14 protein-coding genes are annotated in these 16,072 nt (G+C 59.6%); 3 read left to right on the plus strand and 11 right to left on the minus strand.

The features are described from left to right. Positions 1-7: 7 nt before the first annotated feature. Together GMST_RS04920 and GMST_RS04925 are read right to left on the minus strand one after the other, a co-directional pair. Positions 8-955: a GGDEF domain-containing response regulator gene (locus GMST_RS04920; RefSeq protein WP_183353516.1), complete on the minus strand. Its 948-nt coding sequence runs from the start codon at positions 953-955 to the stop codon at positions 8-10. Between the two features lie 244 nt (positions 956-1,199). Continuing rightward, the gene (locus GMST_RS04925; RefSeq protein ID WP_183353517.1) at positions 1,200-1,379 is read right to left on the minus strand and encodes a hypothetical protein; all 180 of its coding nucleotides are present in this window, start codon (positions 1,377-1,379) and stop codon (positions 1,200-1,202) included. Between the two features lie 485 nt (positions 1,380-1,864). On the opposite strand from GMST_RS04925, the gene GMST_RS04930 reads away from it, so the two are divergent. Then, positions 1,865-4,603 carry an ATP-binding protein gene (locus GMST_RS04930; protein WP_183353518.1) on the plus strand — a complete coding sequence of 913 codons (2,739 nt, stop codon included), beginning with the start codon at positions 1,865-1,867 and terminating at the stop codon, positions 4,601-4,603. Continuing rightward, positions 4,590-4,994 carry a response regulator transcription factor gene (locus GMST_RS04935; protein WP_183353519.1) on the plus strand — a complete coding sequence of 135 codons (405 nt, stop codon included), beginning with the start codon at positions 4,590-4,592 and terminating at the stop codon, positions 4,992-4,994. Before GMST_RS04930 ends, GMST_RS04935 begins: the two co-directional genes overlap by 14 nt. Before the next feature lie 681 nt (positions 4,995-5,675). Here GMST_RS04935 and GMST_RS04940 read toward each other — a convergent pair. Beyond that, on the minus strand, positions 5,676-6,338 hold the full coding sequence (locus GMST_RS04940; RefSeq protein ID WP_183353520.1) for a fibronectin type III domain-containing protein: 663 nt from the start codon (positions 6,336-6,338) through the stop codon (positions 5,676-5,678). Positions 6,339-6,656: 318 nt separating this feature from the next. On the opposite strand from GMST_RS04940, the gene GMST_RS04945 reads away from it, so the two are divergent. Further along, positions 6,657-7,475 (plus strand): hypothetical protein, encoded by an 819-nt coding sequence (locus GMST_RS04945; RefSeq protein WP_183353521.1) that lies wholly within the window; start codon positions 6,657-6,659, stop codon positions 7,473-7,475. Positions 7,476-7,741: 266 nt separating this feature from the next. Here GMST_RS04945 and GMST_RS04950 read toward each other — a convergent pair whose 3' ends face one another. The 8 genes from GMST_RS04950 to nuoH form a co-directional block, all read right to left on the minus strand. Next, a complete protein-coding gene (locus tag GMST_RS04950) occupies positions 7,742-8,011 on the minus strand; it encodes a hypothetical protein (RefSeq protein ID WP_183353522.1) in 270 nt (89 codons plus the stop codon). Between the two features lie 249 nt (positions 8,012-8,260). Next, a complete protein-coding gene (locus tag GMST_RS04955; protein ID WP_183353523.1) occupies positions 8,261-9,715 on the minus strand; it encodes an NADH-quinone oxidoreductase subunit N in 1,455 nt (484 codons plus the stop codon). Between the two features lie 44 nt (positions 9,716-9,759). Continuing rightward, positions 9,760-11,433, minus strand: a complete 1,674-nt coding sequence (locus tag GMST_RS04960) for an NADH-quinone oxidoreductase subunit M (protein ID WP_183353524.1) — start codon at positions 11,431-11,433, stop codon at positions 9,760-9,762. Between the two features lie 163 nt (positions 11,434-11,596). Next, positions 11,597-13,603 carry an NADH-quinone oxidoreductase subunit L gene (nuoL, locus tag GMST_RS04965; RefSeq protein ID WP_183353525.1) on the minus strand — a complete coding sequence of 669 codons (2,007 nt, stop codon included), beginning with the start codon at positions 13,601-13,603 and terminating at the stop codon, positions 11,597-11,599. 58 nt (positions 13,604-13,661) lie between these two features. Continuing rightward, the gene (gene nuoK, locus GMST_RS04970; protein WP_183353526.1) at positions 13,662-13,964 is read right to left on the minus strand and encodes an NADH-quinone oxidoreductase subunit NuoK; all 303 of its coding nucleotides are present in this window, start codon (positions 13,962-13,964) and stop codon (positions 13,662-13,664) included. 24 nt (positions 13,965-13,988) lie between these two features. Next, positions 13,989-14,492 (minus strand): NADH-quinone oxidoreductase subunit J family protein, encoded by a 504-nt coding sequence (locus tag GMST_RS04975; RefSeq protein WP_183353527.1) that lies wholly within the window; start codon positions 14,490-14,492, stop codon positions 13,989-13,991. Positions 14,493-14,502: 10 nt separating this feature from the next. After that, positions 14,503-14,901: an NADH-quinone oxidoreductase subunit NuoI gene (gene nuoI, locus GMST_RS04980; RefSeq protein WP_183353528.1), complete on the minus strand. Its 399-nt coding sequence runs from the start codon at positions 14,899-14,901 to the stop codon at positions 14,503-14,505. Between the two features lie 48 nt (positions 14,902-14,949). Beyond that, on the minus strand, positions 14,950-15,999 hold the full coding sequence (gene nuoH, locus GMST_RS04985) for an NADH-quinone oxidoreductase subunit NuoH (RefSeq protein WP_183353529.1): 1,050 nt from the start codon (positions 15,997-15,999) through the stop codon (positions 14,950-14,952). Between the last annotated feature and the right edge of the window lie 73 nt (positions 16,000-16,072).

Consider the following 16,072-nt stretch of genomic DNA (forward strand, 5'->3'; position numbering starts at 1 on the left):
GTCCGGGTCAGCCGAGCTTAAGGCCGCCGATCATGGTCTCGGGATCGACCTTCTCGAGGGCCTGCTGGGCGAACTCGATGAGCCGGTCCACCGTGAGCTCTTTTTTGGCCTGGTCCCCGGTGAAGCCGACGATCCCGTAGAGCGCGGTCGTCTTGTAGCTCGCCCCGTTCACCTCCACGGTCAGCTGGTTCATCCGGATCTTGAGCCTCTTGGCGACGGTGGCGGCGCTGTTCACGTCGGTCTCCGGCAGGAGCACCAAAAACTGGTACTCGTTCCAGCGCGCCACCCAGTCCACCTCCTCGCGGATCGATTCCCTCAACAGCGCCGCCACCGCCTGCAGCATCTTCTCGGTGACGAAGATCCCGTTCTCCTTTCGGAAGGTCTCGATATCCCTGAAGGCGATCAGCATGATGGACAGCGGGCGCTGGTAGCGGTTGGTCCGCTTGACCTCGAGGGGCAACCGCTCCTCCATGAACTTGCGGTTGTGCACGCCGGTCAGGACATCGACCAGCGAGGCCTTCTGGACCTGCTCGAAGTGGGACTGGCGGATCGCCTCGAGCTGGATGATGCGCATGGCGGTCCTGATCCGGGCCTGCAGCTCGGGCTTGTGCACCGGCTTGATCAGGTACTCGTCGGCACCGGCATCGAGCGCGGCGATCGTGTCGTTCTTGCTGTCCTGCGAGGTGAGCATCAGGATATAGGTGTAGCCTGCGTGGGCGCGGTTGCTGCTGTCGCCGCGGATCGCCTTGCAGAGCTCCAGGCCGGTCATGTTGGGCATGACCCAGTCGGTCACCACGATGTGGAAGTTGTTGGAGCGGTACAGGTCGAAGGCCTGGCTGCCGTCTTCGGCCTCGTGCACCTCGAACCCCATGCCCCGCAGCATGTCGGTGACGATGTTGCGGATCAGGACGTTGTCGTCGGCGACCAGCACTGAGTATTTTTGCGTCGTTTCCAAGAAGGCTCTCCCGGTTGAAGAAGTCGTGGCGGCGGGCCGGCAAGGGTGTGAGCCGCAGGGAACGGGTTCCCATTGTGCTCTTATCGGCAGATGAGCCGCGCCTTGATAGGAAAATCTCGACCTGACGCTATACGGCCTGGCTCGCAACGATTGCCAGCTTGACAACTAGGGGATCTTGAGAACGAAAAAGGCCGGCACTGACGCGAAACGTCAGGCCGGCCTTTGAGCAGGGAGAGCCGGGTCTTTAGTTGAGCTTCGGGTCGGAGCCGCCCAGGTAGACCGCCTCGTCGTCCACCAGGTACACCACCGACACCACCGTTTCGGTAGTCAGAGGTGGAACAGCGGGCTTGTTGCCCCAGAAGTTGAGGGAAACCTGCTCCTCGCCACGTGCCGTTTCGGGATGAAACACCAGACAGTTGATCATCGCGGTCACCTCCTATGGTTGGTTGCCGGCACCTGCCGACGCTCCTGTGGCAGCATAATCGATGCCAATGACCGTGCACTCATTTTTCACCAATGTTTTCAAGGGGCGCGGGTAAATGACCCGCCACGTGATGGGACATTTTGTCCCGCTACGTTTCCTTATGAAACAGAGGAGCAGTCTCAAAGTGTCGCAATCTCGGGTACCTGCAGCAGCGAGGCCGGCGGCGCGGGAGAGTCCCGCGGCCTTTCCGGGCCCCCGGCCTCGTGGCCGGCGACCTCTGTCGAAAAATTCTTACAAACACTGCGACACCCAGTACTTGACTATGATTCCCTACAGCGGTAACGTGCGTGGGGACCACACTGCGAGTGCAACGCTCGTTTTCGAGACAGCCGCGGCTCTCAGGGCCGAAACCTAGCTGACGAGTTGCTGGCCCGCCTCCTTTGCGCCGGATGTCGCCGCCCCAACCCGCCACCCCGAGGGAATGTATGGCTTCAGGCGACCGGTTTGCTCCGCCGGATTTCCGGCTGCTTTTCCAAGGCTCACCGCACCCTTACATGGTGCTCCTTCCCGATTCCCTTTTTACCATCGCCGCTGTCAACGACCGTTATCTCGAGGTGACGGGTACCCAGCGCGACACGATGGTCGGCCGCGGCCTGTTCCAGGTATTCCCGGACAATCCGGACGACCCCTCGGCCAACGGGGTCAGCGACCTGCGCAGCTCTCTGGAGCGGGTACTTCGCGACGGCGTGCAGGACACCATGGGGATTCAGAAGTACGACGTCCCCTGCGCCGAGGCTGAAGGGGGCTTCCGGGTGAAATACTGGAGCCCGGTCAACACCCCGATACCCGGCCCGGATGGGACCGTCGCCTATGTGCTTCACTATGCCGAGGACGTGACGGAGTTTATCCTTTCCCAGCAGCAAACATCCGACGAGGCGGCCCGACAACTCGGCAATAGCCGGGAAACCGCCCGCATCGAGGCGGAAATTCTCCACCGCGCCAACGAAGTCAAGGAGTCCAACCGGCGGCTCAAACTGGCGATGGAGGAACTGGAAAGGAACAAGGCGGAGCTCACCCGTCTCAATCAGAAACTCCACGAACTCGATCGCAGCAAGACCGTCTTCTTCGGCAACGTGAGCCACGAGCTGCGCACTCCGCTCACCCTTACCCTGGGCCCCCTCGAAGAAATCCTTTCCCGCACCGATTACCCGCTCTCCCCGGCTGATCGCAACAACCTGTCGATCGCCCACCGCAACGCCCTGCGCCTGCTCAAATTGGTGAACACGCTCCTCGACTTCTCCCGGATCGAGGCCGGGCGCATCCAGGCGACCTACCGCCCCTGCGACCTCGCCACCCTGACCGCGCAGCTCGCCGGTGTCTTCCGGTCCGCGATCGAGAAGGGGGGACTGGAACTCACCGTCGACTGCCCGCCGCTGCCCGAGCCGGTCTTCATCGACCTCTCGATGTGGGAGAAGATCGTCCTCAACCTCCTCTCCAACGCCTTCAAATTCACCCTGAAAGGGCGCATCAGCGTCTCGCTCCGCTCCACCGGCGCCGGCGCCCGGCTCAGCGTGGCCGACACGGGATGCGGCATTCCAGAGGGAGAACGGGGCAACATCTTCCAGCGCTTCCACCGCATCGAACAGGCCAAGGGGCGCGCCCACGAGGGGACCGGTATCGGGCTCTCCCTGGTGGACGAGCTGGTGCGGTTGCAGGGAGGCGAGATCTCGGTTGAGAGCGAGGTCGGTCGGGGCAGCTCCTTCACCGTCACGCTCCCCTACGGCTCGCAGCACCTCCCCCCCGACCAACTAGGAGCGGCGGATGCTGGTCCCTCGAGTTCGCCCAATGCCGACCCCTTTTTGGAAGAGGCTCTCCGCTGGCTGCCGGGCGACGAGGGGGGACTTGCCGAGGAGCTGGCAGTGTCCGCCGACGTTGCCAGACCGCGCCTGCTTCTGGCCGACGACAACGCCGACATGCGGGATTACGTGCAGAGGCTTATGGGTACCTGGTGCGAGATACGCGCCGTGGCCGACGGCGAGGAGGCTTGGCAGGAGATCTGCCGGCACCGTCCCGATCTTTTGCTGACCGATGTGATGATGCCCCGCCTGGACGGCTTCGGTCTCCTGGCCCGACTGCGCAACGATCCCCTCACCAGATCTCTGCCGGTCATCATGCTTTCCGCCCGTGCCGGTGAGGAGTCGCGCTCCGAGGGGATCGAGGCCGGCGCCGACGACTACCTGGTAAAGCCCTTCAGCGCCCGGGAGTTGGTCGCCCGGGTGAAGACCAACCTGGAGATGGCCCGCCTGCGCGAGGAATCGGCACGCGCGGCCGAGCACCTCAAAGCCAAGGAAGAGGCGAACGCACACCTGGAGCGGTTGGTCGCCGAACGCACCGACGAATTGGAGGAACACCGGGCCGAACTGGAGATGCAGAACGAGGAACTGCTGGAGACCTACCGTGACCTGGAAGAGGAGACCGCCCAGAGGGTCCAGGCAGTCGAGCATTTGCGGGAGAAGGAGAAGCTCCTGCTGCAGCAAAGCCGGATGGCGGCCATGGGAGACATGCTTTTCAACATCGCCCACCAGTGGCGGCAGCCCTTGAACGTCCTGGGTCTCAACGTCCAGCAGCTCGGACTCCTCTACGAGGTAGGAGAGCTCAACCAGGAAACTCTCGACCAGGCTATCGCGCGCTCGCTGGAGATCATTGGCCATCTCTCCAAAACAATCAACGACTTCACCTGCTTCTCGAAGCCGGACAAGGACAAGACGGTTTTCCTGGTGGCAGACGCCGTGTCAAAAACGCTCTCCCTGGTAGCTGCCGGTTTCGAGGAGCAGCGTATCGCTCTCACCGTCGAGGTGTCCGGGGAACCGGAGATCCGTGGTTACCCCAACGAGTTCTCCCAGGTACTCCTCAATATCCTGATGAATGCCATGGATGCCCTGGTGGAGCGCGAGACCCGCGACGGGCGGGTCACGTTGCGCGCCGTGAGCCAAGACGGAAGAGCCGTGGTGATCATTACCGACAACGCGGGGGGGATCGATCCCGAGATCCTGCCCAGGGTTTTCGACCCGTTCTTCACCACCAAGGCGCAGGGGAAAGGGACCGGCATCGGCCTGTTCCTCGCCAAATCCATTGTTGAGAAGAGCATGGGCGGCTGGCTCAAGGCCCGCAATACCGCCGACGGCGCCGAGTTCACTATCGAGGTGAGCAATGGAAACCCTTAACCCGCGAACTTCTTTTTCACTTCTCTACGTGGAAGACGATCCCGAGGCGCGCACCCTGGTGGCAAAGGCGCTCTCCATGAAGTTCCGGCAGTTGCGGCTCTTCAGCGCAGAGAACGGCGCCGAAGGGCTGCGGCTTTACCAGGAACATCGCCCGGACATCGTTCTCACCGACATCAAGATGCCGGAGATGGACGGCATCACCATGGCAGGCAGGATCCGGGAGATACACGACGGTGCGGTTATCTGCGTTTTATCCGCCTACTGTGACGCCCAGGAATTCCAAAAGCAGGCCGATGAACTCAACCTGTCCCACTGCCTGGCAAAGCCCGTCGATTACCGCACCCTCTTTGCCACCATAGATTCTTGTCTTGCCACAGTTGTCGATGGTTGACTCTAGAAAAATCGATCAGTCCTCCCCAATTTTGATCGGACAACCTTTTCGATCAGGATCCTGCGGTTGCCGATTCATTTCTCGACTGCCAAGTTCCATTTTTCTTCACGTGAGTCCAAACTTTCAGAGCGAGAAATGAAAACTCTCGCTGCAAGTTTCACTTGTGCTCCCTGAAGTTTAGATGTTGCCCAGGCAAAACGAAACTTCCGGGGAAGAGTTTCATTTCAATGCCCCTTAGTTTCGATAGTCGCGGTTAAAGTTTCTTTTTTTGCTCCTCTAAAGGAAACTTCTGGCCAAGAGTTTTGATTTCCAGTCTGCTAAATCAAACTTTTCTCGGAAAGTTTGATTTTCTGCTGCATAAATTCAAACTTTTTTGCCTCAGTTTGATTTTTCCGTCATGAGGTTTCATTTTCCCGTGACACAATTCAAAGTTCCAAACCGGGAAAGGAAACTTCTGCTCAAAAGTTTTTATTTTGAGGCCATCTAGAGAAACTTTTGCTTCGCACGATAAAACCTGCACTAGATAAGTAAGTGTCGTACGCGGATGGATTTTTTAGGCGGGAATAGGAAAAAAAAGAGAGGTGACATGAGAAGGCCGGCGTCGGAAACCCGAAGCTCCTTTTATGGGCTCCCGGATTCGGCACCGGCCTTTTTTTCTTACCGCCGTGGCAATTGCGTTATCTAAGTTACAATGATTCCCACCACTGCGCTCCACGGGCTAGTCTCATTGTCGCCGTGACTCCTGACCCTGAAAAAGTACCAACAGGCACGTTCCAGGTTTTTGATGAGAGGTCGAACGGTCTTGAAATTTGCGTAATCCCTCCAAGAGTCCTCGCCTGTCGGTTGGCCTTTGCAGAATTGTACTTGGTACCCGCCTGCGCCAAGATCTCGCTGGATCTTCAGCCTTACAGCACCGTCATCAGCCCGTTCAACCTCTAGTTTCAGGGGATCCCTTGAAACGGATACATGCTGGTGGGGCCTTTTGGTCTTCTCCTTCACCTCCTTCACCTCATACCCCATTCCGTACAACAGGGAGTTGTCCTTTGCAGCCTTCGCGCGCAAGACGAGGTAGGACGTGTTGATGTCGATGGAGTGGAAGGTCGCTGCCTGCTCCTCATCGCGCTGCTTCATTTTCAAGGTGTCCTTGTTTTCCGCTGCTGTCTCCAAATCGGAGAGGGTAGCTGCATGTTCCCTAAAATGCCGGGCACCGTGCACCCAATCCGGGAAAGTGCTGCCATGGAAGGGATGTTTTTCCTGAAGGGCTGCGGTACCGAGGCACCAGGTGATAAGTTCCCGGGGGGTCATTTTGTGGAAGTTCATGACGAAGATGTCGTTCGCTGACATGTGGCCACCTCCTTGTCTTAAAGCATGCTCATCATTTTAAGATTCCACCGACGGGTGTCAAGCAACTTTATTGTTTTTTTCTAACCCTTCTTTACTACCTCTTTCGGCCCCGTCGCCCTACCAGTGGACAACGGTCCTCTACAAGACCTGCTCCCGCTTGCACAGCGCGTTCTTGCGCCTAAACTTAGTAGCTGCCCATGCCGCCCCCGCCCGGGCCTCACAGCCCCCTCTGCCGACCGCAAGGACCTTACCTACGTGGAGGTCGCTATGGATCGCGAAGATGAAGAGGTCTGCGTCCTGAAGGAGTTGGAGATCTTCATGGAAGAGCTCATGCAGGCACACATGCGCCACGAGAAAGAAGGGAACGAAGAACGCTCCCGGATGGCCTTGGCCCAGATTTATCTCTGCAACGAGATATTCCAGCTCTACCAGAAGAACTCGGACTGGGAGGACTTCACCGGAAGGCTCGAGGACTACGTTTACTCGGAAATGGATCGTTACCAGGAAGCCCGCGGCAACGGCGAAAAGGGAAAGGCGCGGTTGATGCTCGCCAGGGTGCGCTGTACCCGACGACTGCTGGCACGGCTCAACAACCCTTCGCGGCAAGAAATCCATTCCAAGTTGGGCTTCTTTCCTGCGAGAACTTTTTCCGAGGCTGCGCTGAACCAACCGGACCTTCCGGAGAAATTCCAGGAAGCTCAACAAAAGACGCTGCTTTACGAAAGCATAGAACGGTTCCAGAGAGGCGAGGATCCCCGCACCATCAACCGTGAACAGAAACGGCTGGAATACGAAGCGGCGAGGCTGCAAAAGGAGGTAACAGCCAGGTCCCGCAAAATCCGGCCAGGCAATGAGGCCTACGAGCGCTTTGTCGAGGCTCAGGGGCACATTTTCCCCGCCATCGAGCAGAACATCGCCGAACCTAAGCTGTGGCACAAATTCCGCGAGTTTCTCTGGGAGCTCATCGAGCGGAGCGAACTTAGCTACCGGGTGGCACGGGAGTGCGACGATTACGAGGTGGCCCTGATGGAGCTTGGCCGCATGCGGTGCGCCGGATGGCTTTTGAGGAGGATTCGGGAGCCGATCCGCCGGAGGGAGATCTGCAGGCAGATCGAACAGGCGCTCGTGATTCATTGAGGACCCAGGGAATCACTCGCTGGCACGATTCGAAACAAGAAAGGCCCTCAACCGTGAGGGCCTTTCTGTTGGTTCATCCGGGAATTCCGGGAAAAGTCGTCCAAACAGGCCCACTCTCCCCTTGCGGGAGAGGGTCAGGGTGAGGGGGAAGGCGCCACGTCAGCGCGGCTGGCAGCTTCACCCACCCCCCGCCCCCCTCCCGTCAAGGGAGGGGGAGATGTGGTTTCCGGCATTGTCTGATGAACCTTTCCGTTGGTGAATAAGGATTATTTCCCAGCGTAGGGCTTATAGGTTTTTGCCAGGTAATCCACCAGGACCTTCTTCTCTTCCGGGTTCAGTTTGGCACCGCGCTTCATCATGCTGGTGACGATGGCGTCCCACTGCTCCGGGGAGCGCTTCAGGACTTTTACCTTGGAGGAAGGGTGGCAAACGGCACACTTTGCCTCCAGGAGGGTGGCGCCGTTGCTGAACATGGCGGCATGGGAGGTGGCGGCGGAGAAGGTGACGGCGAGAATAGCAATAGTGGTCTTGATCATGTACGTTTCCTCGTTTGTTCTTCAGGTTGGGATCAGGTTTCCCTTTATTGAGATAAATCCACCCTGTCCCCCCCTCGCAAAGGGGGGAACGCGAGGGTGTCGACGACACTTCGTGGGGGCCCTCCGCCGTTCGCAACGTCCAGAGTTGAGGTATCTCCGTGTGCTCCGTGCCTCCGTGGCAATAACAAAAAAGGCCCCTGAGCTTCACGCCAGGGGCCTTTCGTTGTCTCTATGCGCTCTGCGTACGGCTTAGAACTGCACGGCCTTCTGTGCCAGCTCGAGGATGGTCCCCGGAACCACACCCATGACCAGGGTGGCCACGACGGTCACCAGGAGGCAGAGGGCGATCGGTGCGGTGACACCGGCCCACTCGAAATCCTCCTGGGCGTCTTTCATGTACATGAAGACCATGACGCGCAGATAGTAGTACACGGAGGCGGCCGAGTTCAGGACGCCGATGATGGCAAGCCCGGTGTAGCCGCTCTTGATGGCCGCGGAGAAGAGGTAGAACTTCCCGATGAAGCCCGCGGTCGGCGGCATGCCGGCCAGGGAGAACAGGAAGACGCTGAAGAGTACTGCGAGTACCGGGCGCTTGTAGCCCATACCGGCGAAGTCCTGCACGGTGCCGTTCTTCTCGCCCTTCTTGCCGACCAGGACGATCACGGCGAAGGCGCCGATGTTCATGAAGGCGTAGGAGAGCATGTAGAAGAGGATGCCGGCGACCCCTTCACGGTTAAGAGCGGTGAAACCTACCAGGGCGTAACCCGCATGGGCGATGGAGGAGTACGCCAGCATGCGCTTGATGTTGTCCTGGGAGAGGGCGATGATGTTGCCGACGGTCATGGTGAGCACCGCCAGGATCCAGAGGAGCTCGGTAATGTTGTGGCCCAGCATCGGGAAGGCGAAGATCATCACCCTGAGGAAGGCGGCGAAGCCTGCCGCTTTCGGACCGGCCGACATGAAGGCGGTCATCGGGGTCGGGGCGCCCTCATAGACGTCCGGGGTCCACATGTGGAAGGGAGCCGCGGCGATCTTGAAGGAGAAACCGACTGCGATGAGGAGCATGCCGACCACGAAGATCGGGTTGGCGGCGATGGAGGGGTTGGCCATCACGTGGTTCTGGATCCCGGCCAGCTTGGTGGTCCCGGTGGCGCCGTAGGTAAGCGCCATGCCGTAGAGCAGGAAGCCGGTGGAGAAGGCGCCCAGGAGGAAGTACTTAAGCCCCGCCTCGTTGCTCTTCAGGCTCGCCCGGTTCCAGCCGGCCAGCACGTAGAGGCTCACCGAGAGGACCTCGAGACCGAGGAAGATGACCATGAGGTCGGTGCCCGAAGCCATCAGCATCATCCCGACGGTCGAGAAGAGGATCAGGGGGTAGAGCTCACCCTGGTTGCAGTCCTCCTGGACCATGTAGCGGTCCGAGATCAGGATGGCGAGGCCAGCCGAGATCAGGAAGATCACCTTGAAGAAGATCGCGAAGTTGTCCTGCATCACCGCGCCGCCGAAACCCATCTGCGGGGTGCCCCAGCCGCTCACCACGCTGGCGGCGGTCACGGCGAGACCGACGATGCTCAGCCACCCGAGGTAACCCTTGTCCTTGCCGGGGACAAATACGTTTACCAGCAGGAGCACCATGGCGACCACCGAGAGTATGCACTCGGGCATGATCGACGCTATGTTTACGGCCGGCATTGCAATTGTTTCCATCTATAATCCTCCGATCAGGCTAGTTCTAAACGGTTCGCTTTTGGCTACTTTGCTTCGGTTGCCGGTGCTTGGGGAATGGCCGGATGACCTGCCGGCAGACCCTGTGCCGGTGCGGCTTCGGCCGGTGCTGCCGCCGGTACCGCTGCAGGGGCGGCCTCCGGTAGTGCCGGAGCGACTGCCGGAACTGCTGCCGGTGCGGCTACGGTGTTCTGGGCCACCATCTTCTTGCCGTTTACCTGGGCGATCATCTTGTCAAGCGAAGGAGCCATGGTGTCTATGAAGGGGCGCGGGTAGACACCCATGAAGAAGATCAGGAAGACCAGCGGCACCATGATGGCGATCTCGCGGGCGTTCAGGTCTTTCAGGTTCTGGTTCTTCGGGTTGTTGAGCTCGCCGAACATCACCCTCTGGAACATCCAGAGCATGTAGACCGCGGAGAGGATGACGCCCGAGGTGGCGATGATGGCATAGACTTTAAGCGGGCCGTTGAAGGCGCCCAGAAGGACCAGGAACTCGCCCACGAAGCCGTTGGTGCCCGGAAGCCCTATGGAGGAGAAGGTCACGATCATGAAGATGGTGGCGAAGATCGGCATCTGCTTCGCGAGACCGCCGAAATCGGAGATCTGGCGGGTGTGACGCCGCTCGTAGATGAAGCCAACGATAAGGAACAATGCGCCGGTGGATACGCCGTGGTTCAGCATCTGCAGCATCCCGCCGGAGAGCCCCTGCTGGTTCAGGGCGAAGACCCCCAGCATGACGAAGCCTAGGTGGGCAACCGAAGAGTAGGCGACCAGTTTCTTAACATCCTGCTGCACCATGGCGACCAGCGAGGCGTAGATGATGCCGATCACGGAGAGGGTGGCGATGAGCGGGGTGAACTGGGCGGTGGCGTCCGGGAAAAGCGGCATGGCGAAGCGGACGAAACCGTAGGTACCCATTTTCAGCAAGACGGCTGCCAGGATGACGGAGCCTGCGGTCGGCGCCTCGGTGTGGGCATCCGGCAACCAGGTGTGCAGCGGGAACATCGGGACCTTGATGGCGAACGCCAGGGCGAAGGCCAGGAACATCCAGGTCTGGGTGACCGGGTCGAGGTGCAGATCCCAGAAGCGCAGGATCGAGAAGTCGCCCTGGCCCCCCTTGAAGTAGAGGGCGATGAGCGCGATCAGCATGAGCAGCGAGCCGACCATGGTGTAGATGAAGAACTTGACCGCCGCGTAGATGCGGTTCTTGCCGCCGAAGATACCAATCATGAAGTACATCGGGATCAGCATCACTTCCCAGTAGATGTAGAAGAGGAAGAGGTCGAGGGCCACGAAGGCGCCGATCATGCCGACCTCGAGGAGGAGCAAGAGGATCATGTACTCCTTCACCTTCTCCTCAACCGCGGTCCAGGTGGAGAGGATGGCGATCGGCATGATGAAGGTGGTCAGGATCACGAGCCAGAGGCTGATACCGTCGATCCCCACGTGGTAGCTCATCTGGAAGGGGCCAGCGGCGATCCAGGGCACCTTCTCGAGGAACTGGAACCCGCCCACGTCGGTACCTGCGGCGTTGTAGCCGGAGATCAGGGGCAGCGAGGCGAGGAAGTTCACCACCGACACCGCCAAGGCAACGGTACGGAGCACGCCGTGGCTGTTCTTGTTCACAAAGAGGAGGACGAGCGCCCCAATCAGCGGTGTGAAGGTTAATATGCTCAGTAACGGTAGCGTCTGGCTCATTTACTCTGCTCCTTTTACTTCAGGTCAAAATTGACTTTTATCTCTTTACCGTGCCGCTTCGGATGGTATCCCTGCCTGTTTCCAACTGATTCCGAGCTTCAGGCCTGGGCTAAATCCCCCCCTGCCCCCCTTCGCAAAGGGGGGTGGTTGGAAGGAGTCCTTATTAGCTGAACAGGTAGGCGGCCACGATCACCACCACGCCGAGGGTCATGGAGAAGGCGTAGTTGTGGACTAAGCCGGTCTGCACGTAGCGCAGCATGCCGGAGAAGCCTTTCACCACCGCGGCCACGCCGTTCACGCACCCGTCGACCACGACCACGTCGAACCCTTTCCAGAGGAAGTTGCCCAGGGCCTTGCAGGGGTTCACGAAGGCGAAGTCGTAGATCTCGTCCATGTACCACTTGTTGTAGACCGCGCGGTGCAGTGCCGGGAAGGCGTTGGTGAAGGCGGCCGGAATGGTCGGCTTCACGATGTAGAGTGCGGCAGCCAGGCCGATACCGGCGAAGGCGATGATCACGGAGACACCCATGAGGCCCCACTCCATGGCGACGCTGTGGGCTTCGCCGTGGGCGCCTGCATGTTTCATGTACTCGGTGGAGTAGGCAAACACCGGCTCCAGGTAGTGCTCCCACATGTTGGGAATGCCGCCCAGGGTTTCGCCGATGACTTTGGGGATCCCGACATAGCCGCCCACGATGGAGAGGCAGGCGAGCACCACGAGCGGCAGGGTGATGACCCAGGGAGACTCGTGCAGGTGGTGGAAGGCTTTCTCGGAAAGCCGGGTCTCGCCGAAGAAGGTCATGAAGACCAGGCGGAACATGTAGAAGGCGGTCAGGAACGCGGCGCAGGCGCCGAAGCCCCACAGGATGATGTTCATCTCACCGTGGTGCGGGTTGGAGAAGGCCTGCCAGAGGATCTCGTCCTTGGAGAAGAAGCCGGCCAGACCGGGGACACCGGCGATGGCCAGGGTCGCGATCAGGAAGGTGGCGAAGGTGATGGGCATCTTGGCCTTGAGGCCCCCCATGTTTCTCATGTCCTGCGGGTCCGCGTCGGAGTGCTCGTGGTGCAGGGCGTGGTGCATGGCGTGGATGACCGAGCCGGAACCAAGGAACAGGCAGGCCTTGAAGAAGGCGTGGGTCATCAGGTGGAAGATGCCGGCGCCGAAGGCACCCACACCCATCGCCAGGAACATGTAGCCCAGCTGGGAAACCGTCGAGTACGCGAGGACGCGCTTGATGTCGTTCTGGGCGGTACCGATGGTCGCGGCGAAGAGCGCGGTGGCGGCGCCGACGCAGGCGACGACGAGGAGCGCGGTCGGGGACTTGATGAACATGAAGTTCATGCGGCCGATCATGTAGACACCGGCGGTAACCATGGTGGCCGCGTGGATCAGGGCGGAAACCGGGGTCGGGCCTTCCATCGCGTCCGGGAGCCAGGTGTAGAGCGGAATCTGGGCCGACTTGCCGGTGGCGCCCAGGAAGAAGCAGAGGCAGATGATGGTGGTCACCCCGCCGACCGGCATCAGCTCGGCGTGGGAGGCGAGTTCACGGAAGTTGATGGTCCAGACGTTGTGCTGCCCGCCCAGGTACCAGAACATGGTGAAGAGGCCGAGGAGGAAACCGAAGTCGCCCACCCTGTTCATCACGAACGCCTTCTTGCCCGCGTCGCCCGCGCTCTTCTTGTGGAAGTAGTAGCCGATCAGGAGGTAGGAGCAGAGGCCCACCCCTTCCCACCCCACGAACATGAGGAGCAGGTTGTTGCCGGATACCAGGCAGAGCATGGAGAAGGTAAAGAGGTTCAGGTAGCAGAAGTAGCGGTAGAACCCTTCCTCACCGTGCATGTAGCCGATGGAGTAGAGATGGATCAGGAAACCAACCCCGGTGACCACCATGAGCATCACGCAGGAGAGCGGATCGATCAAGAAGCCGATGTCGGCCTTGAACTGTCCGGACTGGATCCAGGTGAAGATGGTCTTCTCGAAGTGCCGCTCTTCGCCCGGCAGGCTCAAAAGCTGCATCAGGATGCCACAGGCCACGAAGAACGAGCAGAGAACCGAGCCGGCTGCGATACCACCGATGACCGTTTCGTTCTTGATCTTCTTCCCGAACAGGCCGTTGATGACTGAACCGATGAGAGGGCACAGTGGGATCAACCATACTAAATCAAACATCCCTGACTCCTTTATTCTGAAGTTCTGATCTGAAAATGCGTAGGGTTCGCTTCGACTCTTACAGCTTCATCACGTTGATGTCTTCGACGTCGATGGACTCGCGGTTCTTGTAGAAGGCGATCATCAGCGCGAGGCCCACAGCCGCCTCGGCGGCCGCCACCGTCATGATGAAGAAGACGAAGACCTGGCCGTCGATGTTCCCCAGGTAGCGCGAGAAGGCGACCAGGGTCAGGTTGACTGCGTTCAGCATCATCTCGACGCACATGAAGATGACGATGGCGTTTCTCCTGGTCAGCACGCCGATGGTGCCGATGGAGAAGAGAATTGCCGAAAGTACCAGGTAGTTTTCTAAGGCTAGCATGTCAACACCCCTCAAATGCGGTAGTTAGATTCTCTTTTTGGCCAGGATGACGGCACCGATGATAGCCACCAACAGCAGGATCGAGGTCACCTCGAAGGGCAAGAGGAAGTCGGTGAAGAGCGCCTTGCCGATGATCTCGATGTGCCCGGTCTTGGCGATCGACTGCGGGCTCATGCTCCCGGTGGCGCCGGTAAGCGATCCCTTCAGGAGGAACCAGACGGTCAGGAACATGGAGAAGATCCCGATTGCCGATCCGGCCAGCACCGCGTGGGTGTTCGGCTTCACCGTCTCCGCCTTCACGTTTAAGAGCATGATGACGAAGATGATGAGGACCATGATGGCGCCGGCGTAGACGATCACCTGGGTTACCGCCATGAAGGGGGCGTCCAGCATGACGTAGAAGGTCGCCAGGCAGAAGAAGGTCATCACCAGCGACAGCGCGCTGTTGATCGGGTTCTTGCAGGTGATCACCAGGAGACTGCAAATTACGGCTACCGCAGCCACGACGAAGAAGAAGATCGATTCCATTGCTGCTCCTTTATTTCTTTTCTAAGAGTCGCTCTTTGGTAAAGGTGAAGTCGGCCCTGGTGTAGTTGGCCAGTTCGAAGGTTTCGCTCATGCGGATCGCGTCCACCGGGCAGGCCTCGACGCAGTACCCGCAGAAGATGCAGCGCAGCATGTCGATCTCGTACTTGGCTGCGAACTTGTCGTGCTTGGCGTCCTCGCCCGCCTCGACCGTGATGCACTTGGCCGGGCAGACGGTGGGGCAGAGGTAGCAGGCCACGCACTTGGCGCGGTCGTGCGACACGTTCAGGACGTGCAGGCCGCGGAAGTTGGGCTTGATCGCCGGCCGCTCGGTCGGGTACTGCAGGGTGACCGGTTTTTTGAACATGTGGCTGAAAGTTATCTGAAGACCTTTTAAGAGCGGCATTATCATTGTGCGGTACCTCGCCTTAAAGTAAGTAGTGCGCTTATGAAGCTTCTTCTAGAACTGCGTGACTGCGATCCAGATGCCGGTTCCCACGATGTTCAGGAGGGTGATCGGGAGGAACACCTTCCAGCCCAGGTGCATGAGCTGGTCGTAGCGGTAACGCGGGTAGGTGGCGCGGATCCACATGCAGACAAAGATCAGGAAGTAGACCTTGGCCACGAACCAGAACCAGCCGGGGAGGAACGCCGGGCCGTGCCAGCCGCCCAGGAACAGGGTGGTGGTGACCGCGCAGACCGTTACCATGTTGGCGTATTCAGCCATGAAGAACATCGCGTACTTCATGGAGGAGTACTCGGTGATGAAGCCGGAAACGAGCTCCGTCTCGGCCTCGGGGAGGTCGAACGGGGTACGGTTGATCTCGGCCAGCGAGCAGATGAAGAAGATCACGAAGGCGATCGGCTGCTTGAAGACGTACCAGGCGCCGTCGGCCTGGGCCGCTACGATCTGGTGCAGCGAGAGGCTGCCGGAGAGCATGAAGACCGCGATGATCGCGAGGCCCGCGGAGAGCTCGTAGGAGATCATCTGTGCCGCGGAGCGCAGGCCGCCTAAGAGCGAGTATTTCGAGTTGGAAGACCACCCCGCCAGGACCACGCCGTAGACACCCAGGGATGCCATGGCCAGGATGTAGAGGACGCCGACGTTGATGTCGAAGACCTGGGCGCCGGCCTGGTCGTAGTAGGCCGCGATCTGCAGCGGCACCTTGTAGCCGAATACCTCGATCGTGCCGCCGAAGGGGATGACGGCGAAGGAGATGAAGGCCGGGATGAGCGCCACCAGGGGGGCTAACAGGAAGGCGAACTTGCTCGCCTGGTCCGGAATGATCTCTTCCTTGAAGAAGAGCTTCACCCCGTCGGCGATCGGCTGCAAAAGACCATGCCAGCCCGTCCGCATGGGTCCCAGGCGCACCTGCATGTGACCGATGATCTTCCTCTCCGCGTAAGTGGCGTAGGCCACGGTCAGCAGGACAAAGACAAAGGCTACGAGCACCTTGGCAACCATGGCTATATAGTACGCGACCGGCAGTCCTAAGATTAGCGTATCCATCTGATAGTCTTCCCCTCTAGTGTGAAATTAACGAACCAGGTTAAAGGTAGGGTTGAGGCCTTGCGAGCTCCTC

This window comes from Geomonas silvestris (assembly GCF_014193515.1).
GTDB lineage: Bacteria > Desulfobacterota > Desulfuromonadia > Geobacterales > Geobacteraceae > Geomonas > Geomonas silvestris.